We start from the raw sequence: 20,636 nt of genomic DNA on the forward strand, positions 1-20,636 counted from the left end.
TCCTACCTCCAGCTAAAGCACAAAACTTCGCAAGCTTCTAATAATCTTCGGATAAAAAAGTATCTATGTCAGTAATAATATCTTTTAAAATATCTATTGAAATTATACTGTCACTATTATGGTCAAGACTATGATTTGCACTAGGAATTAATTTCGACATTAAATTTGTATTTTGTTTCAATCTACCAAATAACTCCTCAGAATAAATTTCATCCTCATCCCCTATTATGCAAAACCCTTTGTTTCCACTATTAACTATAGTATCTATAACTTCGTCTAAATTTAATAAAGGAGTTAACCATATTACTTTAGATTCCTTAAACTTTTCTCTTCGTAATTCTGAGCTCATAGCTATTGTTCCTAAGGATTTCCCTATAAAATAAAAATTTTTGTAAGTGTTAGTTTCTAATACCGTATCTATAACTAATCTTGAATCTATTTTAACTGCTTTGATAATCTCTTCTTTGCTAAATTCATGATAAAGATCTGCTTTATAAGAATAATTGATTTCTAAAATATCTTTATTATTATTAAAAAGAATTCCACTTGTATAATGAAAAACTGGGCTATTTACCGTGTAACCTGAACCTGGTAGAAATATGTATAAGTCCTGCGAGTCTTCAGTTTTACCGTAGAGTTTATAAGGAATTTTTATCCCTTTATATCCCTCAATACTCTTACTTATGAATTTCATCTCAAAAGCCTCCCTCTTATAGTAACTTCTACAAACCCTACCCTTTCTGAATTCTGTTTTGTATCATAAAATACATTCTTCATCTAAACAGCAAATTTAGAATATTGCTTAATTATTTATTTACTATTAAACTAGTAAATCCATATAGCCAGGTAGTTGAAGTTCATTTATTTAGCCACTTCACAATTGAGAGAAGTAACAATTAACCGTTATTATTTTACAAAACCATGCACTCTAATGATATTATTCTCTAAATCACTCAAATAAAATTCATAGTAATTAAACACGGGATTTTGTATCTCTTCTACCTGAACACCTTTTTCTTTAAAAATCCGGTATGTCTCAAAAATATCATCGCTTTGCAAATCCAATGTAGAGCTTTTAGGTAACTCATTCTTCTCATTTGCTTTATAACGATTACTAATTGCAAGTTTTGTAAGTTGATTTATAGAGAAGAAGTAAGCGACATCAATATTGCTTGTCGGTTTCATCCCTAAAAGGTCTGAATACCATTCTACTGCACTAAGCAAATCCTCAACAAAATGCCATATAACTACCTTTCCATTAATAGCATTGCTCTTACTAAATGTTTTTGTCATTCCTAATCCCTCATTCTATAATTAAATTTCATAAGATATTCTCTTAAATTAAATAAAATACCTTTAATAGATCTAAATAATTTTTATTTGAAAGACAAATAATCCAAAATGTATAACTCAAACCAAATATAAAAACATACATATGCTAACAAAATGTGCTTTTGAAGCACAACCATTTAAGGAAGGATGTTAGTATTAGTTCGAATATGGATTACACCTCGTCAAATAAACAGTTCACTTTTGATGTAAATAAAAGTCCACTTTTCAAGAAAGATAAAAATAATTTTATTAATGTACTTGGTATTAAGCAGTTAAATACATTACAAAATGTGTCTTTACTTGATATTTTTCTTAGCAAGAGTAATGTAGTCGAGCCTCATTACCATCAAAATGCAGCAGAACTTGTTTATTGTATTTCTGGAGCAGCTACTGTTTCTTTATTGAACCCTTATACAAAAAAGATCCAAAACTATCCAATAACACCTGGACAGGTAGCAAACATTCCTCAAGGTTGGTGGCATTATGAAATTGCTACTGTCGATAACACACATCTATTAGCTATTTTTGATGCTCCAACTCCTGAGGTAATTTTAGGTTCTGATATCTTAAAATTTACACCATCTAACATCATGGCGCATACGTATTGTATGGATGAAAATCAATGGAAAGAGGCAATTGCCCCTGTACAACCTTCCACCTATATTGGACCTCCTAAAGGCTGTAAAAGAGCAAAAGAGAAATCTTCTAAACAACACTCTCAACATAAGAATACTCAGGAGTATCAATATTATCCTTACCCTACTCCTTATCCATTTCATTATAATTATCCTTGTGGCCCAATTCCTTTTTCTTAGAAAATATAAATTGCTTTAATGAAACCTTCATGCGAAGGGACTTTCTTTAGTCTTGGATAAATAAAAAAATGACCATGTGGACGTTCTTTAAAAAAATTTATTATCAATTGCGTTTTTTATAATTAATTAGGTTCCCTCTAGCATACAATGCCTCGCCTTTTATCAAATCTTAGCAGAAGTGTATAGTCACATAGCCTAATACTTTTTTATAATAGAAATAAGCTATTTATAACAGGAGGTGCGCCTCAACCCATCCTCCTGTTAGTTCAGAAAAATTTGTATTTATAACTAAGCAAATGAACCAGTCGGTGAAAAATGAATTACATAGGATGAACTATCTAACAAACGGGAGGTGTATAAAATGGGTTATGATTGTAATCCATGTTACGGGTACGGGTATGGACCTGAGTATAATAGACCATACGGATCAGGATTCGCTTTAATTGTTGTTTTATTTATTCTATTGATTATCATTGGCGCAAGTTTCGTAAACCATGGTAGATATGGTGGCGACGATTGCTAAATATCCGTATAACTAACTTTTCATCAGAGACAGGTGTCTTTTACCTGTCTTATAAATATTTATACCACCCCACTCTCACTTGAGCTTGTTTACCAAATACAAATCGATTGCATCTTTAACAAATTCAAACCTCAATTTTTATTCCATTATGTTTTTTAAATTATTAATTTCTCTTTCTGATAATAATTTGAATAGTCATAAATCCTTTTATTCCATCTAATTTTCTATATCTTGTATAATAAAAAAGCTATACTTCAAAATCTGATCTGACCCAATAAAGTTAGACAAAAAAGTTAGGCAACTTCTAAGATCTGAGTTCGGTATTCTACCGGACTTAGGTCTTTTAATTTTGCCTTCATTCTTTTGTGATTATAATACTCGATATATTCATGCAGTTCTCGTTCAAAATGCTCTATATTCTCGAACTCCTGTAGATAAAGAAGCTCCGACTTTAACAAGCCAAAGAAGTTCTCTATGACTGCATTATCTAAACAATTACCCTTGCGGGACATACTTTGTTTTATATGGTGGCGTTCTAAAGTCTTATGATACTTCTTCATTTGATAGTGCCACCCTTGATCTGAATGCAGAATCACTTCATCTCTTGGATTTAATCGTCGGATTGCCTCCTCTAACATATCACCCACAAGTTGATAGACTGGACGGTTCATTACCTTATAAGCAATAATTTCACCATTGCACAAGTCCAAAACTGGTGATAGGTAACGTTTCTCCCCGAAGAGATGAAATTCCGTTACATCCGTCACCCATTTTTCATTCATTTTGTCTGCCTGGAAATCACGATTCAGTAAATTAGATGCGATTCTACCTACTTTTCCTCGATAGGAACGATACTTTTTCATTCGAACCATACATTTTAAGCCCATTTCATTCATCAATCTGTTGATCGTCTTCGGATCATGACAAATGTTCTTTTTTACTAATTCTTTAGCGATGCGACGATAGCCATAGCGCCCTTTATGTTCATGATAGATCACTTCAATCGCTGTTTTTGTCGTCGCGTATTTATCTTCACGTTGTAATCTTTTCTCCCAGTAATAGTACGTGCTACGTGGAATGTCAGCGACTTTAACCAGTTCCACTACATCAAACTCAGAATTTAGTTCAAAAATTACTTGCGCTTTGATCTTGTTTGTAATTTTTCCTGTTCGTGAACTAAAGCATTCAACTTTTTTAGGTAGGCATTCTCCATACGTAAACGCTCATTCTCAGCTCGTAGAGCTTCCATAGACTCTTCAACTGGAGATTTTGCTTTGGTATTTGGTTCTTTTTCTTTTTTCATTGTGGGACGCCCCTTTTTCTTTTGTTCTAGGGCATTAATTCCTCCTCGCTCAAACTTATTTCTCCAATTCCTAATCATCCCCGGAGAGGATATGTTGAAAATAGCTGCCGCGTCATAAGAGGATGTGCCCGTTTCGTTCATATAATTAAGTACATCCATTTTAAACTGCAGTGAATAGCTTGTATAGTTTTTTAAGAAAGCTTCGATTCCTTGTTGTTCATAAAGGCGAATCCATCCGCTCACAATACTTTTATTTACCTGTACCTCTTGAGCAATCTGTGAGATAGATTCATGACCATTTAAAAATCGTAAAACAATCTTAATTCTTTCTTCTGCTGTAAATTTAGACATTAAAAAAACCCCCGTAAATGTTAGATTTTGTGTCTAACATTTACGGGGCAGTTCAATTGAAGTATAGCTTTTTTATTTATTCAATGAATATCATTCTTTTTAAAGTTACCGCCCCTAACCTCTGCCACTTCATAAACTGTGACAAAAGCATTCACATCAATATCACTAATGATTTCTTTCATTTTACTTTCTTCTAGACGGTTAATCACACATGTTATTTCTTTGAATTGTTCATTTGAATATCCACCATGCACTATATTAAACGTAGCTCCTCGACCTAAGCGGTCACGAATAGTCTCTACCATTAATTCAGGATGATTTGTGATGATTTTAAAAGTTTTTGAACCACTCAAACCTACTTCTACGATATGAATCACTTTTGAAGCAATAAAATAAGCTATTGCCGATAAGATAGCCCCTTGAAGACCGAAAACTGTTGAAACAACAATAAAGACAAACGTGTTTAAGAAGAGTATTAGATCACTTGTACCAAAAGGTAATTTTCGAGATAGTAGTACTGCCAACATATCTATACCATCTAATGCCCCACCATTACGTAATGCTAATCCCATTCCAAAACCAATAATAATACCTCCAACAACCGTTACTAACAATGTATCCCCATGAATAATCGTTTGTACATGGTGCATCAGGCTAGTACTGACTGCTAGTGAAGCAATTCCGATCACTGAATATATTGCAAAACTTTTACCTATTTGTTTATATCCTAAAAAAATGAATGGAATATTCAATATTGCAATTAGAATTCCTAAGGGTATTCCAAATAATTGAGATCCAACGATGCTTAGTCCCGTTACCCCACCATCCGATACATTATTTGGAATTAATACTGCTTCTAAGCCATATGCAGCTATAAAGCCCCCAATAATAACCAATAATGCTTTCAATGCCATTTTACCTAATTTGGACTTTTGCTTCTTGTTTGTTCTCATTTTTAATTTCCCCGTTTAATCTATTATTTGATTGATACATATTCCAAAGATTTATGTTCTTTTTATAAATCCATTTTCAACCTATTTTTAATTATATAAGTATATTACTTTTTAGCAAAACCATAAGTATTAATAATACTTGATTGACCCTTACAGAAGGCTCTATATCATTACTGAGAAAGGATACTTTACAATTTCTAATACTGGTAATTTTTATAATTTATTAATAAATTTGTTATGATGTAAACAATATAAAAATTGTATCATAAAAGAAGTTCGCTTTTTTTAATAGTAGGAAGGATTTTTTGAAAAATTTATTCTCATTGTTTGCATGTATCAACGAAGCACAAACAAGTTTCATTGCCATCCATTCCACATGGCATGCCCATGTTTCGAAGAATATAACAGCAAGATCAATCGAGAAATTTGATGAGAACATGAAAGATATTGAATAATTTCGTTGTATAGATGTGGTAGTTTTTTAGAAATTTACCACGAACTACTTTTTAGTTCAAAAGAAAAAGCGTTGGTAGCTTAGAGCTCCAACGCTTTACTATTAATACATTTTCAAATATTGCTCACGTTCCCATGGATGAACAGTTGTTCTAAACATATCCCACTCGATTTCCTTCGCTTCTACGAAGTTAGCGTAAATATGTTCTCCAAGTGCTCCGCGGATTATTTCGTTTTTACCAAGCTCTTGAATAGCAGCGTGTAGAGTAGGTGGTAAGTTGTGAATACCATTTTCTATGCGCTCTTCTTCTGACATGACATAAATATTACGATCTACTGCTGGTGGTGGTGTCATCTTGTTTTTGATACCATCTAAACCAGCTTGAAGAATTACTGCCATTGCTAAATATGGATTTGCTGCAGGGTCTACTGAACGAACTTCGATACGAGTGCTTAATCCTCTAGAAGATGGAATTCGAACCAATGGGCTACGATTTTGACCAGACCATGCTACGTAACATGGTGCTTCGTATCCAGGTACTAGACGTTTATATGAGTTTACAGTTGGATTCGTAATAGCAGTAAAGCTTTGAACATGTTTTAATACGCCTGCCATAAATTGCATGGACGTTTCACTCATTTTCAAATCTGTTGACTCATCGAAGAATGCATTTTCTTTTCCTTTAAATAACGAAACGTTAAAGTGCATTCCAGAACCGTTTACACCGAAAAGTGGTTTTGGCATGAATGTCGCATGCAAACCATGTTTACGAGCAATCGTTTTAACTACTAATTTAAATGTTTGGATATTGTCACAAGCTGTAACTGCATCAGCATATTTAAAATCGATTTCATGTTGGCCTGGAGCTACTTCATGGTGAGATGCTTCAATTTCAAAGCCCATTTCTTCAAGTTCTAACACGATATCACGACGGCAGTTTTCGCCAAGGTCAACTGGTGCCAAGTCAAAATAACCACCATGGTCATTAAGCTCAAGAGTTGGCTCACCTTGCGCATCTAGTTTAAATAAGAAGAATTCTGGCTCTGGCCCTAAGTTGAAGCTTGTGAATCCTAACTCTTCCATTTCTTTCAAGACGCGTTTTAAGTTACTACGCGGATCCCCAGCAAATGGTGTACCATCCGCTTTATTAACATCACAGATTAGACGAGCAACTTTCCCTTTCCCAGTGATCCAAGGGAATACTACCCATGTATTTAAATCTGGAACTAAATACATATCAGATTCTTCAATTCGAACAAATCCTTCAATAGAAGATCCGTCAAACATCATTTTATTATCGAGAGCTTTATCGAGCTGACTCACTGGAATTTCAACGTTTTTAATCGTACCTAGTATGTCTGTAAACTGAAGACGAATAAAATTCACCTCGTGTTCTTGAACGAACTTTTTGATATCCTCTTTTGTATACTTGCTCATTTTTTCACTCTCCTAAAATTAATATATATGAACCTCGTTCTATCGATAGAAACGAGATAGGTCCCCTTGTCTTAAAGATGCACGTTGTTGCCTTTGAGCAAGATGCATCTCTTCCTTTACAATTGCGCGTAATTCCTTGTCTGAAATTACTTGTCGTACTTCTTTCGAAGCAGCTGGATTCTTTTTCATTTCAAAAATTTGCTTAATACCAGCAATATTCACTCCTGTTTTGAGCAAATCTTTAATTTCTAATAATACATCAATATCATCTAAAGAAAACATTCGCTGCTTACCTTCTGTCCGTGCAGGTTGAACTAATTCCTGCTCTTCATAATATCTAATTTGTCTTGCGGTTAATCCAGTTAACTGCATGACTATATTCATGGATAGCAGTGGCATAGAACGTCTCCATTCCTTTTCCATCGCTGCACCTCCTAGTAGGTTATAAAAATAGTATATGTGATGTTAGCTAACATGTCAACTATATGTTAGAAAAACTTACACACGTTTTTTTAAAAATAGCCACTCTCTATTCATTGAGAGTGGCTTCTCATCTATTTTAACGTCTGTACTGCTCCTAATATCGCATATTTCACATGCTCATAAGTTAAACCACCTTGTATAAAGGCTGTAAAAGGTGGGCGGATTGGTCCGTCTGCTGTTAGCTCCATACTAGACCCTTGAATAAATGTTCCCGCCGCCATGATAACATCATCTTCATAACCGGGCATATAAGCAGGCTCAGGCGCAAATTGAGCATTTACAGGGGAATGTAATTGAATTGCCTTACAGAATTGAATCATTTGTTCCGCTGTTTGGAATGAAACGGATTGAATCAAATCTGTTCTCTTTTCAGAAAAGTGCGGTTCAGTTGTCATGCCAACCTCTTCTAAAACTGCTGAAGTAAAAATAGCACCTTTTACAGCTTGTGAGACAATATGTGGAGCTAGGAAAAACCCTTGGTACATATCTAATAATGTATTTAAAGAAGCACCTGCTTCTGCTCCTATACCAGGTGAAGTCATTCGATAAGCACATTTTTTTACTAAATCACTTTTACCAGCTATATATCCTCCCGTTTTAGCTATACCCCCACCAGGATTTTTTATGAGTGAACCCGCCATTAAATCTACACCGATATTAGTCGGTTCTAATTCTTCCACGAATTCTCCGTAGCAATTATCAACGAAGATAATACTGTCTTTTTTGAGTGCTCTTATTTTTTGAACCATTTCTTTGATTTGACTAATTGTAAAAGAAGGACGAACAGCATAGCCCTTCGAACGTTGGATTGCGATTACTTTCGTAGTTTCATTCACTAATTTTTCAACACTGTTCCAATCTACCTCTCCAGTATCTAACAGATCTACATGTTGATAAGAGATACCAAAATCAGCAAGGGATCCAGTATCTTCTCCTTGGCCGCTAACAATAGATTGAAGCGTATCGTATGGCTTTCCTGTTATGTATAACAGTTCGTCCCCTGGACGCAATACACCAAACAAACTTATTGAAATTGCATGTGTCCCTGAAATGATTTGGGGACGAACAAGTGCTGACTCTGCTCCAAACGTCGTAGCATATACCTTTTCTAATGTATCGCGTCCTTCATCATCGTATCCATAACCAGTGGAAGGATTGAAATGGTGATCACTTACATGATGAGCTTTGAATGCACCAATCACTTTTTGTTGATTAAAAAAGGCTATTTTTTCAACATCTTTTTGAAAGGAAGCTATTTTTTCTTCTGCTTTTTCCGCTTTAATTAATATTTCTTCTGACAAAGTTGTACTAAAGTTCATGTTGTTATTCTCTCCTAATTTTTCTTGAAAAACACCAATAGAAAAGACTAATCTCATAAAATGAAATTAGTCCTCTTCATTAGAACTGTAATTCGCCTTCCCACTCTTGCATACCACCAACGATATTTGTTACTGAAAAACCATTCTCTTCTAACATCTCACAAGCCATCGCGCTGCGACCGCCAGCTTTACAAACAATATATTGCGGAACGTTTTTGTCGATTTGATCTAAACTAGTTTCTATTTGTCCTAATGGAATATGTTTTGCACCAGGAATTATTCCATTTGCAACCTCTTCATTTTCACGGACATCAATTATGTTTAAATTTTCACCAGCATCTATTTTTTGTAGAAGCTCTTCTGTTGTAATAAAATTCATTTCAATCGCCACTTTCTGTATAGATTCCTCCAAATAATAATAGGAGTATTTCTAAAAGTCAATTTATCAAACTTCTTCCGAGTTAATATCAACAGATTTTGATGGTGAGAAAGTTGAAATCGCATGCTTATAAATTAATTGCTGTTTACCTTCAGATTCAAGTAAAACAGTGAAATTATCATATGATTTTACAATACCTTTTAATTGAAAACCGTTTAATAAAAATACGGTGACAAAAATATTGTTCTTTCTTAATTGATTTAAATAATTGTCTTGAATATTCATAGGTTTCATTCCAATACCCCCAAAGTATGCATTTTACTTTAAATAGACTCTTCCATTCATTACTATTCGCTTTAATTACTCATTCTCCTGCAAAATAGCCTGAATTTCTTTAATAATTCTTTCTGAATCGGTAAACGGATTATACCAGTGTATTTCCATTTTGTTTCTAAAGTATGTTAGTTGGCGCTTTGCATATCTACGTGAATTTTGCTTTAAGTGATCAATTGCTTCCTCTAGAGTAATTTTCCCATCCAAATATTCGTAAATTTCTTTATAGCCAATTGCTTGGATTGATTGGACATTTCGAATACCATTTTTATGGAGCCCTTTTACCTCTTCCAGTAATCCTTTATCCATCATAATATCCACTCTCTTATTAATTCTTTCATAGAGTAATGCTCGGTCGATGGAAAGTCCGATAATATAATGTGGATATATTTTTTCATTGCCTTGATTTTGTTCAATTTCATTTTTTCTTTTACCGCTTAATTCTACTCGTTCGATAGCTCTCATAATTCTTTGAACATTATTCGGATGGATTTCGGAGGCTGCGATTGGATCAAGTTCTTTTAACCGTTTATATAAATCTTCTGATGATAGCTGCTCTAATTCTTTCAAAAAGTTACTATCCGTTTTCAACTCTTCAGTAAAACGAAAATCATATAACACAGATTGAATATATAGCCCTGTACCTCCCACAATGATAGGAACACAACCACGCATAGCTATCTCTTCTATTTTTTCTCGGACTAACCTTTGATATTCAGCTACAGAGAAAGTGTCTGAAGGTTCTTTAATATCTATTAAATGATGAGGAACCCCTTCCATTTCTTCTGTAGTGATCTTAGCTGTACCAATGGTTAAACCTCGATATATTTGCATAGAATCACCGTTAATGATTTCTCCATTGCATGCTTTTGCAAGTTCTATACTGAGTGCTGTCTTACCAACAGCTGTAGGACCTACAATTGCTACAACAAAAGGTTTTTTAGTCATTATTCATCATCCATTTTTCAATAACATTGAAAGTATCTAGTTTATTTTTTTCTAATAATATTTCGTGTCTTGCATTTTCCACTAATTGTACGGTTATATTTTTCATCCCAGCATTTGACAAACCTTTCGCAACTTTAAATATGTCTTTTCCACTTTTTCCAACCGGATCCTCTGCACCACTTATTAAAAGAACTGGCAAGTCCTTTCGTATACGTGCCATCTCCTTGTTTTGATGAATCACCTTTAATCCATAAAATAAATCGATAAAAAACTGATTAGTAGGGATACATCCACACATCGGGTCATCTATATATTTTTTCACTTCCACTCGATCTGTGTTTAACCAATCGAAAGGAGTTTGAGCGTCCTCTATTTTATTATTAAATCCACCAAACGATAGATTGTTTAGGATTTTACTTTCGGTTTTTGGTGTTTTAAATGTAGCTGCCATTTTACCAATAACAGAACCAACATCGCCCATTACACCAGGATTATATGTAGTTCCACAAACAATAACTTTAGATAAAGAATCACTATACTTTTGCATATATCTGCGTGCAACAAAGGAACCCATGCTATGTCCAAATAATATTAGCGGCACTTCGACCAAGTCTTCACGAATTTTAAGTAACACCTCTCGAACGTCCTCTGTAACTCGCTCAAATCCATTAGCTTCTGCAAAATAGCCTTGTTTTCCATTTTTAACAACCGTGCGACCATGTCCTCTATGATCATGTCCACTTACCATATATCCCTTGTTTACTAGGAAAAGAGCGAATTCCTCATAACGATCAATATGCTCAGACATACCATGTAATAAATGGACATGACCAATTGGATTTTGTTCAGGTATATACTTAACAACATGGATCAAATGGCCATCAGACATTTCTGCTTCTAAAATAGATTTCATTAAACTTCCCCACTTCCTCCTAAAGTCGCTTGCATAAGAAGTTTATCTAGTTGTGTTTGGAAATTGTCTGTTTCTTTATCCGTGTAATTTAATAATTGTTTCATCACTTGTAACACTTCACTTTTATAAGCTTTATACTGATCCACATGAAAATAAAGCATTCCAGTTCTACGGACTAAAAAGTCTACAGGGGAATAAGCCATTTCATCATGTATCGCGTAATAAACTTGTGCTAAAACACTTAAAGGTAAATTAGAGTTTCGTGATGTATTCAATAAATGTGCATATTGAAAGATTTTGTCTACATTCGAGCCATAAAATTTAGCAAGGTGTCTACCTTCTTCTTTCGTAAGTCCGTATGATTGCGCTAGATTTTCTTTCGAAGCAATAAATGCTCTAAAGTTTTCAGATCCCCCTACGTCTCCTCCAGAAAGATTTACATGCTTAGTTACACATGGCCCATAATTATAATCTCCCAGTTGTTTTGAAATAGTATCTACAATAGACTCAGCCATTTTACGATATCCAGTTAGTTTTCCACCTGCAATCGTGAATAAGCCTGAATCGGATTGCCAAACCTCATCTTTTCGAGAAATCTCGGAAGGATTTTTTCCATCTTCATAAATTAGTGGACGGACTCCGGCCCAGGTAGACTCGACATTTTCTTCCGAAATTTGAACATCTGGGAACATATACTGTATTGCTTTTAAAAGATATTGCACATCCTCCTTTGTCGCTACAGGATTTTGTATATCTCCTTCAAAAAAAGTATCTGTTGTTCCAACGTATGTTTTACCTTCCCGTGGGATAGCAAAAATCATTCGCTTATCGGGTGTATCAAAATAGGTTGGTTGTCGGAGTGGAAAGAATGCTTGATCGATAACCACATGAACGCCTTTAGTGAGTCTCAATTTTTTATTATTATCCATAGAATCTAGAGCTCGGACAGTATCCACCCATGGACCGGTTGCATTAATAATCTTTTTTGCATGAATTGTGATCTTCTTATTATTCACTTGATCTATTACTTCTGCGCCAATAGCCTTATATTGGTCATTATAGACAAATGATTTTACTTTTGCATAGTTTAGACCAACTGCTCCTTTTTCAATCGCTTTTTTAATTACTTCAATTGTCAACCTCGCATCATCCGTCCGGTACTCTACGTAGTATCCGCCTCCTTGAAGACCGTTACTTTTTAATAATGGTTCTTTTTGAAGGGTTTCTTCTGCTGAAAGCATATGTCTTTTTTCTTCCTTTTTTACTCCAGCTAAAAAGTCATATACCTTCAATCCAAGGGAAGTTGTTTTAGGGCCAAACGTTCCTTTTTTGTGGAATGGAAGTAGCATCCATTCTGGCTCAGTCACGTGAACGGCATTTTCATATACTATTTCTCTTTCTCTACCAACATCAGCAACCATTTTCACTTCAAATTGCTTTAAATAACGTAAGCCACCGTGTACTAATTTTGTGGATCTGCTAGAAGTACCTGCAGAAAAGTCTTGCATTTCTACAAGTGCCACGGACATTCCTCTAGTAACAGCATCTAAAGCGATACCTGCTCCAGTAATTCCACCACCAATAACTAATACATCAAATTCATAAAAATTTAATGTATTTAATATTTGTTCACGTTCGACAGAAGATTTCATTCATTACACCTCATCATCCAGTTTAAATACTCTTGTTGCCTCTACTGCTTTTTTCCAACCTCTATACAGTTGATTTCGTTTTACTTCATCCATTTTTGGTTTGTATAATCTTTGACTTTCACGCATTGCTGAAAGCTCCTGCTCATTTTCCCAAAACCCAGTAGAAAGTCCTGCTAAAAAAGCTGCTCCTAAAGCTGTTGTTTCATTTAACTTAGCAAGTTCCACCGGTACATTTAAGAGATCACTTTGAAATTGCATTAGAAACTCATTACTTACTGCCCCACCATCAACTCGGAGTACTTCTACATCGACCCTTGAATCCTTTTCCATCGTATCTAATACATCTTTTGTTTGATAAGCAAGGGATTCAATTGTAGCACGTATAAAATGCTCTTTTGTAGTACCACGAGATAATCCAAAAATAGACCCTCTTGCATCTGAATCCCAATAAGGAGTGCCCAGTCCAACAAAAGCAGGAACCACATAAACACCTTCTGTAGATTCTACTCTATTAGCGTAACTTTCTGATTCTGCTGCATTTTTAAACATACGTAAACCATCTCGCAACCATTGAATCGCAGAACCCGCAACAAAGACACTACCTTCTAATGCATAAGTTACCTTTCCATTTAATCCCCAAGCAATTGTTGTTAGTAATCCAGATGCCGATGAAATTGCTTCTTCTCCTGTATTAAGGAGCATGAAGCAGCCAGTTCCATACGTATTTTTTGCCATACCTTTATCAAAACAACATTGACCAAATAGCGCCGCTTGTTGATCTCCTGCAACTCCAGCAATATCAATTTGCTTACCAAAAAATACGGAGGGGTCTGTTTGGGCATACACTTCAGAGGAGGAAGCAACATCTGGCAATATCTCCATTGGTATATTTAATTTTTCACATATTTCTTTGTCCCAGCACTGCTCAAATATATTATAAAGCATCGTCCTAGAAGCATTAGAGTAGTCCGTTACATGTTTTTTCCCATTGGATAACTTCCAAATTAGCCATGTATCTATTGTACCGAAAAGAAGTTCTCCGTTTTTAGCTTGCTCCCTTGCTCCATCCACATGGTCGAGTATCCATTTTACTTTTGTAGCAGAGAAATATGGGTCAAGCATCAGACCTGTTTTTTCCTTAAAAAAGGAATCGAGATTTTCTCTTTTCAACTCGTCAATGATTGATTGCGTTTGTCTCGACTGCCAAACAATTGCATGATAGATAGGCTTTCCAGTATTTTTATTCCAAACAACTGTTGTTTCACGTTGATTTGTAATTCCTATTGCATGTACGTCTTCTGGTTGATTGCCACTTTCTGTTAGAACGGACACAATGACAGATAAGACAGAACCCCAAATTTCCTGGGCGTCGTGCTCTACCCATCCGGACCTTGGAAAAAATTGAGTGAATTCTTTCTGCGAAGAATGTACTATATTACCTTGCTTATCAAATAATATAGCTCTAGAGCTGGTGGTCCCTTGATCAATTGATAAAATGTATTTACCCACAAATTCCCCTCCTACATTACTCGTTTGAACATCTTTTCCACTTCATATGTTGAAAAATGAATGATTACTGGTCTTCCATGTGGGCATGTTAACGGATGCTTTGCATTCTTCAAACTTTCAAGAAGCTGTTCCATATCTTTTATTGTTAAATAATGATTCGCTTTTATGGAGAGTTTACAGCTCATCATAATTGCAGCTTCTTCTCTCAATTTTTTAATATCTGTTCTTCGGTTTGTTAAAACCTGTTCGATTAATCCTTCGATTATTTTTGTTTCATGGCCCTTTGGAAACCAAGCGGGATACTCTCTGACAACAAAACTTGATGAACCAAACTCCTCTAAAAATATACCAACAGTATTCAGTTCATCAATAGATTCTTTAATACGATATGCTTCATCTAAAGTGTAGTGAAAAGTAAGAGGCAACAGTAACGCTTGACGTTCACTTGCATTTACTTCCCCCACTTTCTCTTTATAAAATTCATATTTGATACGCTCCTGAGCCGCATGCTGATCAATTAAATAAAATCCGTCTTCACTTTGTGCCACTATATATGTGCCGTGAATTTGACCTACGACATGTAAGTCTGGGAATGGTTCTTTGATCTCTATTGATTCCTCTATCGGCATTTCTTCCTGTAGAGGTTCGATTTCCTCGTATACAATTGAAGCCTGCTCTGTTTCGTATTGACTTTGAATAGGGGATTGTTGAATTGGCTGTTCAGGTTCTTTATATGTTTGTTTAAAGAAATCAAATTGTATACTTGGCTGTTTCTTTACTTCAGGTTTTTCCATAATTTTTGGTGGTTGTTGAACACGGTGTATAATAGAACGAATGGTTTGTCTCACTAGCTCCATTAGTTCCTTCTCTTTGCTTAAACGTATTTGATGCTTAGCAGGGTGTACGTTAACATCCGTAAGCATAGGATCCGTTTCAATATTCAATACTACTATCGGAAATCTTCCAATAGGCAACAATGTATGATATGCATCGACAATTGCATTATTTAACCCGTAATGCTTCACCCATCTGCCGTTAACAAGTATTGTAATATAATTCTTGGATGCTCTTGTAATCTCAGGTAATGATGCATAACCAGAAATACGAAAATCGGAAGATTCTCCATCAAAACGGACCATTTTCTTAACATTTGAAACACCATATATAGAAGCAAGTACTTGCTTTAAGTCTCCTCTTCCACTCGTTTGAACGATCGTTTGATTATTATGTGTAAGTCTAAAAGCAATGGATGGAAAACTAAGTGCTAAACGATTTATTAAATCGATTGAATGACCTAGCTCCGTTTGAACCGTTTTTAAATACTTTAATCTTGCAGGAGTATTAAAAAATAATTGTTTTACAATAATATCCGTTCCTCTTCGTATAGGAGCTGGTTTACATGTAAGAATACGACCACCTTCTAAGTCTACTTTTGTCCCAACATTTACCCCGTCAGAAGTCCATAAATTTATCTTTGAGACTGAAGCTATACTTGCAAGTGCTTCACCACGAAATCCTAACGATCGAATTCTAAATAGATCATGTTCAGTCGTTATTTTAGAAGTAGCATGTCTTGAGAAGGATTGGACCGCATCTTCTTCATCCATCCCTTTTCCATTATCGGTTACTTGAATTTTTGCTAAACCAGCTTCTTCTAACATTATTTCAATGGAAGTACTTCCTGCATCTATTGCATTTTCCACTAACTCTTTCACAACTGAGGCGGGACGTTCAACTACTTCTCCCGCTGCTATTTTATTGGATAGTAGCTCTTCCATAACGATGATTTGTCCCATTTTTCCACCTGCTTTTAAAAGATTAATAGAGATTTTTTTCTTATTGTTCCATTTCGTTCTGTAGTTCATACAACAACTGTAATGCTTCTAACGGTGTTGTACCGGAAATATTAATTTTTTTTATCTTTTTCATTACTTTTTCTGCTGTTTTATTCTCTGTAACCTTAACGTCTGTCTGTTTTGGTTGCTCATCAAAAAATGATAATTGCATTTCTTGCATGACTGGGTCATTTTCTTTTTTCTCTATTTGTTCAAAAGTAGCTAGAATGTCTCTAGCTCTTAAAATAATTTCTTGAGGAAGTTGAGCTATTTCAGCAACATGAATACCATAGCTTTTATCTGCTGGACCTTCTTTTAATTTATGAAGAAACACTACTTTTCCATCTTTTTCTGTAGCCGATACGTGAACATTACGCAATTTAGGTAAAGTTTGTTCCAGATCTGTCAACTCATGATAATGTGTTGAAAATAGTGTGTTCGCCCCAATATGTTCATGTATATATTCCATCATTGCTTGTGCTAAACTCATACCATCATAAGTAGAAGTTCCTCGCCCTATCTCATCAAAAAGTAGCAAACTTTGACTCGTTGCATTCACAATAGCATGCTGGGACTCCATCATTTCAATCATAAATGTACTTTGTCCGCCCGCCAGATCATCTGCTGCTCCTATGCGTGTGAATATTTTATCAACAATAGGAAGTTTTGCTGACTCTGCAGGTACATAACAACCAATTTGAGCCATTATAACTGTTATCGCAACTTGTCTCATAAATGTACTTTTACCTGACATATTAGGCCCAGTAATTAAGAGCATATTTTCATCTTCTGTTAAAATGCAGTCGTTTGGAACATACAATTGATTGTTCATCATTTTTTCGACAACTGGATGTCTTCCTTCCAAAATTTCCATAGCATTTGTTTCATGAAAAACAGGTTTTGTTAATCGATGCTTTTCAGATACTTGTGCAAATGAAATATATACATCTAGCTCACTTATTTGCTTTGCTAATTTTTGAACTTGAGGAATATACCCTTTTATTTGTTCTCTAACCTTTGTAAATAATTCATACTCTAGTAGTAAGCTTTCATCTTCTGCTGAAAGTATTAAGGATTCTTTTTCTTTCAACTCATCCGTGATATATCGCTCTGCATTCGCAAGTGTCTGTTTGCGAACATATCTTGTCTCGTCCGCGAAGTGAATATTCGATTTGGTTAACTCAATAAAATAGCCGAATACTCGGTTATACCCTATTTTTAAGTTTTTAGCTCCCGTCAATTCTCGTTCTTTTTGTTCTAACTCAGCTATCCACTTTTTCCCGTTGACAGAAGCATCGCGAAGCTGATCTAAACGTTCATTGAAACCATCCTTTATTACCCCACCATCTTTAACAGAAATTGGAGGATTTTCGCTGATCGCTTCATCTAATTTACTCCAAATATCTTGGCAATCCTCTAATGCTTGTCCTAAAGTTACTAATGTTGGGTTATTAGAATCAACTAACAGCTGCTTAATCATAGGAATTTTCGAAAGTGATTGTCTTAGTTGGGCAAGATCTCTACCACCTGCACTACCAAATCCAATTCTTCCAACCAATCTTTCTAAATCATAAACTTCTTTGAATGCTTCTTTTATTTCTTCTCTAAGCATAAAATCTTCTAAAAAGCTCGTAACTATTTCAAGACGAGATTCAACGGCTTTTTTATCAGCTAGAGGCTGATGAATCCATTGTTTAAGCTTACGACCGCCCATTGCAGTAACTGTATCATCCAGTAGCCATAATAAAGTTCCTTTTTGATCTCCACTTCGTATAGAAGAGATAAGCTCAAGATTTCTCTTTGAATGGTAGTCCATTGCTAAAAATGCTTCTCTTTTTTGAAATGTGAAAGGTTGAATATGTAATAAGGAACGTTTTTGTGTTTTTTCAATATATTTCAATAATCGCTTTACCGTTCGGTGAGTTTCTTCCGGATGATTATTGATATACTTATCTGCATCATCATTACTTAACTCATCCTGTTCAATAGAAAGCGTAAAATCATGTATCGAGGATAGATCATTTATCAATACATACAATTGCTCACTAACAATCAGCTCTTTGGCCTGTAAAGATAATAATTCCTGTACAACTTCTTTTTCATCACCAGTCATAATCGTTGTAAAACCGTCGCCAGTGGATACATCTAAATAAGCAAATGCTACTTCATTGTTTGAAAGTAAGTCAGCAGATGCAATAAAAAAATTAGATTTAGTTTGCATCGATTTACCTTCTATAATTGTTCCAGGTGTAATTAAACGTAGCACTTCTCTTTTTACTACACCTTTTGCTTCTTTAGGATTCTCTACTTGCTCGCAAATTGCTACTTTATGTCCTTTGCTAACAAGTGTTTCAATATAGTTCTGCGCAGCATGATGAGGTACTCCACACATTGGGACATTATCTTTTCTACTCGTTAATGTTATTTCTAATATGGCAGCAGCTTTTATTGCATCTTCATAAAATAATTCATAAAAATCGCCTAGTCGAAAAAATAAAAAAGCATCTATGTAGTCTTCTTTAATAGTTAAATATTGTTGCATCATTGGAGTCAGTGTTGTCATCTTTAGTCATTCCCTCTTCTTTACTTCTCTCTGATTATTATAGCAAAATATACGAAGAAATGCGCATTCACCAATCTTTCATACAGAGAAAGTTACTTGTTGAATATAAAAAAAAAGCCGGAATAACTGGCCGGCTTTTAAAGTGATGAGGATTGATCATGGCCATGATTATGAGAACTAGATGAACTAGATGAACTTGATGAATGGGATGAACTTGATGAGCTTTCGTCATTGTATGCCCACTCTTCTTCAAAATCTTGATCATGCACTTGGATGCAAACTTTTGTTTCTCCTACCACTTCAGCAAGGTGTTCACGTTCTACCATTACTTGAAATTGCGTTCCGTTCTCAATAATAATTGCCTCTGTACAATTAGGCTGTTGAATAACACGTACGTGTACATCTTCACCAGTTGAATCACTATCTCTGTAATTTAATCGAACACGATCTTTGTAGTTAATTGTTTCAGTGAAAACAGATGTTTTGGAATGATCATGATGTGCGTACCAAACGTTTATATCAAACTTACCAACAACTTCTACAAACTTACCATGCTTTTTTGACTGAAAAGAATGATTGATAACCCAGCACCCTAAAATACTAGACGGTGTATTTGGTGGACGAAGAACTTCACATGACTCCGTTCTTTTCTTTCCTTTTGCTACCACGGCTTTCGTCACGATTTGTCGTAAGTGTTTCATTTTTTTCCTCCTTGTATTCAAGTCATAACATCATATGCGCATTATGCCCAATCGGTTCATATGTTTTTTTATTCCATTGACCGACCAAATGATTCTATATACAATGATTACATATATAGGATGGTGAGGTTTTTAAATGTCATTTTTTGAAATAATTTACGTTGGAAGTCAACAAGAAGCTAGCACAATTATTGTTAATAAGCTAGAAGAGGAACTGAAATCAGGATTAAGTTCCTTGGGTTTAGCAACTGGAAGTACAATGATTCCGATATATAATGGAATAGCTGAATCAAATTTAGATTTTTCTCAGGTAACAGCCTTTAACTTAGATGAATACATAGGACTAGCTTCCACTAACAAAAACAGTTTTGCTTTTTTTATGAATGAACGTTTATTTTCCAAAAAGCTTTTTAAAGAAACACATATACAAAACGGAATTGCGGAAGATAAGCAGCTGGAATGTGAGAGATATGAAAAAAAGTTGGACAGGCATCCAATAGATATTCAATTTTTAGGTGTAGGAGAAAATGGGCATATTGCTTTTAATGAACCAGGCACTTCCTTTGATTCGTTAACACATGTTGCATCATTGACAGATTCTACAATTGAAGTAAATAGTCAATATTTCGATGATCACGAGCATATGCCTACTCAAGCTTATACAATGGGAATTGGTTCTATTATGAAGGCGAAGAAAATTATTTTACTTGCTTTCGGCGAAAAAAAACGAGCTGCAATCGATGCATTACTTGGCAATAATATAACCGAACAATGGCCAATAACTGTCTTGAAAAAGCATCCCCATGTAACCCTCATTACAAATATTAAATAAT

20 protein-coding genes are annotated in these 20,636 nt (G+C 34.9%); 4 read left to right on the plus strand and 16 right to left on the minus strand.

Going from position 1 to position 20,636, the window contains the following annotated elements; genetic code table 11:
- Positions 1-37: 37 nt before the first annotated feature.
- Both WAX74_RS02245 and WAX74_RS02250 read right to left on the minus strand, forming a co-directional pair.
- Complete coding sequence (locus WAX74_RS02245; RefSeq protein WP_336496024.1) at positions 38-694, minus strand: alpha/beta hydrolase; 657 nt, start codon at positions 692-694, stop codon at positions 38-40.
- A 212-nt stretch (positions 695-906) separates the two neighbouring features.
- The gene (locus WAX74_RS02250; RefSeq protein WP_336496025.1) at positions 907-1,293 is read right to left on the minus strand and encodes a VOC family protein; all 387 of its coding nucleotides are present in this window, start codon (positions 1,291-1,293) and stop codon (positions 907-909) included.
- Positions 1,294-1,499: 206 nt separating this feature from the next.
- Between WAX74_RS02250 and WAX74_RS02255 the strand changes: the two genes are divergently transcribed.
- A complete protein-coding gene (locus tag WAX74_RS02255; protein WP_413788902.1) occupies positions 1,500-2,147 on the plus strand; it encodes a cupin domain-containing protein in 648 nt (215 codons plus the stop codon).
- Positions 2,148-2,508: 361 nt separating this feature from the next.
- Positions 2,509-2,670: a YjcZ family sporulation protein gene (locus WAX74_RS02260; protein WP_336496026.1), complete on the plus strand. Its 162-nt coding sequence runs from the start codon at positions 2,509-2,511 to the stop codon at positions 2,668-2,670.
- Between the two features lie 293 nt (positions 2,671-2,963).
- On the opposite strand, the gene WAX74_RS02265 is transcribed toward WAX74_RS02260, so the two are convergent.
- Positions 2,964-4,324, minus strand: a protein-coding gene (locus WAX74_RS02265; RefSeq protein WP_336496027.1) for an IS3 family transposase whose coding sequence is annotated in 2 segments (ribosomal slippage) — positions 2,964-3,868 and positions 3,868-4,324 — 1,362 coding nt in all. Because the reading frame shifts where the segments join, the coding sequence is not laid out codon by codon here.
- An 80-nt stretch (positions 4,325-4,404) separates the two neighbouring features.
- On the minus strand, positions 4,405-5,277 hold the full coding sequence (locus WAX74_RS02270; RefSeq protein WP_336496028.1) for a YitT family protein: 873 nt from the start codon (positions 5,275-5,277) through the stop codon (positions 4,405-4,407).
- Positions 5,278-5,582: 305 nt separating this feature from the next.
- Here WAX74_RS02270 and WAX74_RS02275 point away from each other — a divergent pair, with 305 nt between their 5' ends.
- The gene (locus WAX74_RS02275; RefSeq protein ID WP_336496029.1) at positions 5,583-5,732 is read left to right on the plus strand and encodes a hypothetical protein; all 150 of its coding nucleotides are present in this window, start codon (positions 5,583-5,585) and stop codon (positions 5,730-5,732) included.
- 101 nt (positions 5,733-5,833) lie between these two features.
- Here WAX74_RS02275 and glnA read toward each other — a convergent pair whose 3' ends face one another.
- From glnA to cotE, 12 genes are all read right to left on the minus strand, one after another.
- On the minus strand, positions 5,834-7,168 hold the full coding sequence (gene glnA, locus WAX74_RS02280; RefSeq protein ID WP_336496030.1) for a type I glutamate--ammonia ligase: 1,335 nt from the start codon (positions 7,166-7,168) through the stop codon (positions 5,834-5,836).
- Between the two features lie 39 nt (positions 7,169-7,207).
- Entirely contained in the window at positions 7,208-7,591 is a 384-nt protein-coding gene (locus tag WAX74_RS02285; RefSeq protein WP_336496031.1) for a MerR family transcriptional regulator, read from the minus strand.
- 131 nt (positions 7,592-7,722) lie between these two features.
- Entirely contained in the window at positions 7,723-8,970 is a 1,248-nt protein-coding gene (locus tag WAX74_RS02290; protein WP_336496032.1) for a methionine gamma-lyase family protein, read from the minus strand.
- A 79-nt stretch (positions 8,971-9,049) separates the two neighbouring features.
- On the minus strand, positions 9,050-9,349 hold the full coding sequence (locus WAX74_RS02295) for a rhodanese-like domain-containing protein (protein WP_336496033.1): 300 nt from the start codon (positions 9,347-9,349) through the stop codon (positions 9,050-9,052).
- A 66-nt stretch (positions 9,350-9,415) separates the two neighbouring features.
- Positions 9,416-9,643 (minus strand): RNA chaperone Hfq, encoded by a 228-nt coding sequence (gene hfq, locus WAX74_RS02300; protein WP_336496034.1) that lies wholly within the window; start codon positions 9,641-9,643, stop codon positions 9,416-9,418.
- A gap of 66 nt (positions 9,644-9,709) precedes the next feature.
- Positions 9,710-10,630 carry a tRNA (adenosine(37)-N6)-dimethylallyltransferase MiaA gene (miaA, locus tag WAX74_RS02305; RefSeq protein WP_336496035.1) on the minus strand — a complete coding sequence of 307 codons (921 nt, stop codon included), beginning with the start codon at positions 10,628-10,630 and terminating at the stop codon, positions 9,710-9,712.
- Positions 10,623-11,543 carry an alpha/beta hydrolase gene (locus tag WAX74_RS02310; protein ID WP_336496036.1) on the minus strand — a complete coding sequence of 307 codons (921 nt, stop codon included), beginning with the start codon at positions 11,541-11,543 and terminating at the stop codon, positions 10,623-10,625. Before WAX74_RS02310 ends, miaA begins: the two co-directional genes overlap by 8 nt.
- On the minus strand, positions 11,543-13,195 hold the full coding sequence (locus WAX74_RS02315) for a glycerol-3-phosphate dehydrogenase/oxidase (protein ID WP_336496037.1): 1,653 nt from the start codon (positions 13,193-13,195) through the stop codon (positions 11,543-11,545). Before WAX74_RS02315 ends, WAX74_RS02310 begins: the two co-directional genes overlap by 1 nt.
- A gap of 3 nt (positions 13,196-13,198) precedes the next feature.
- On the minus strand, positions 13,199-14,704 hold the full coding sequence (glpK, locus tag WAX74_RS02320; protein WP_336496038.1) for a glycerol kinase GlpK: 1,506 nt from the start codon (positions 14,702-14,704) through the stop codon (positions 13,199-13,201).
- A gap of 11 nt (positions 14,705-14,715) precedes the next feature.
- On the minus strand, positions 14,716-16,500 hold the full coding sequence (mutL, locus tag WAX74_RS02325) for a DNA mismatch repair endonuclease MutL (protein ID WP_336496205.1): 1,785 nt from the start codon (positions 16,498-16,500) through the stop codon (positions 14,716-14,718).
- Between the two features lie 40 nt (positions 16,501-16,540).
- Positions 16,541-19,102 carry a DNA mismatch repair protein MutS gene (mutS, locus tag WAX74_RS02330; RefSeq protein ID WP_336496039.1) on the minus strand — a complete coding sequence of 854 codons (2,562 nt, stop codon included), beginning with the start codon at positions 19,100-19,102 and terminating at the stop codon, positions 16,541-16,543.
- Between the two features lie 137 nt (positions 19,103-19,239).
- Positions 19,240-19,803, minus strand: coding sequence for an outer spore coat protein CotE (gene cotE / locus WAX74_RS02335; RefSeq protein ID WP_336496040.1), 564 nt, complete (start codon positions 19,801-19,803; stop codon positions 19,240-19,242).
- Positions 19,804-19,939: 136 nt separating this feature from the next.
- Here cotE and WAX74_RS02340 point away from each other — a divergent pair, with 136 nt between their 5' ends.
- The gene (locus WAX74_RS02340; protein ID WP_336496041.1) at positions 19,940-20,635 is read left to right on the plus strand and encodes a glucosamine-6-phosphate deaminase; all 696 of its coding nucleotides are present in this window, start codon (positions 19,940-19,942) and stop codon (positions 20,633-20,635) included.
- The last annotated feature ends 1 nt before the right edge of the window (position 20,636 follow it).

The sequence above is a fragment of the Psychrobacillus mangrovi genome (assembly GCF_037104765.1).
Lineage (GTDB): Bacteria > Bacillota > Bacilli > Bacillales_A > Planococcaceae > Psychrobacillus > Psychrobacillus mangrovi.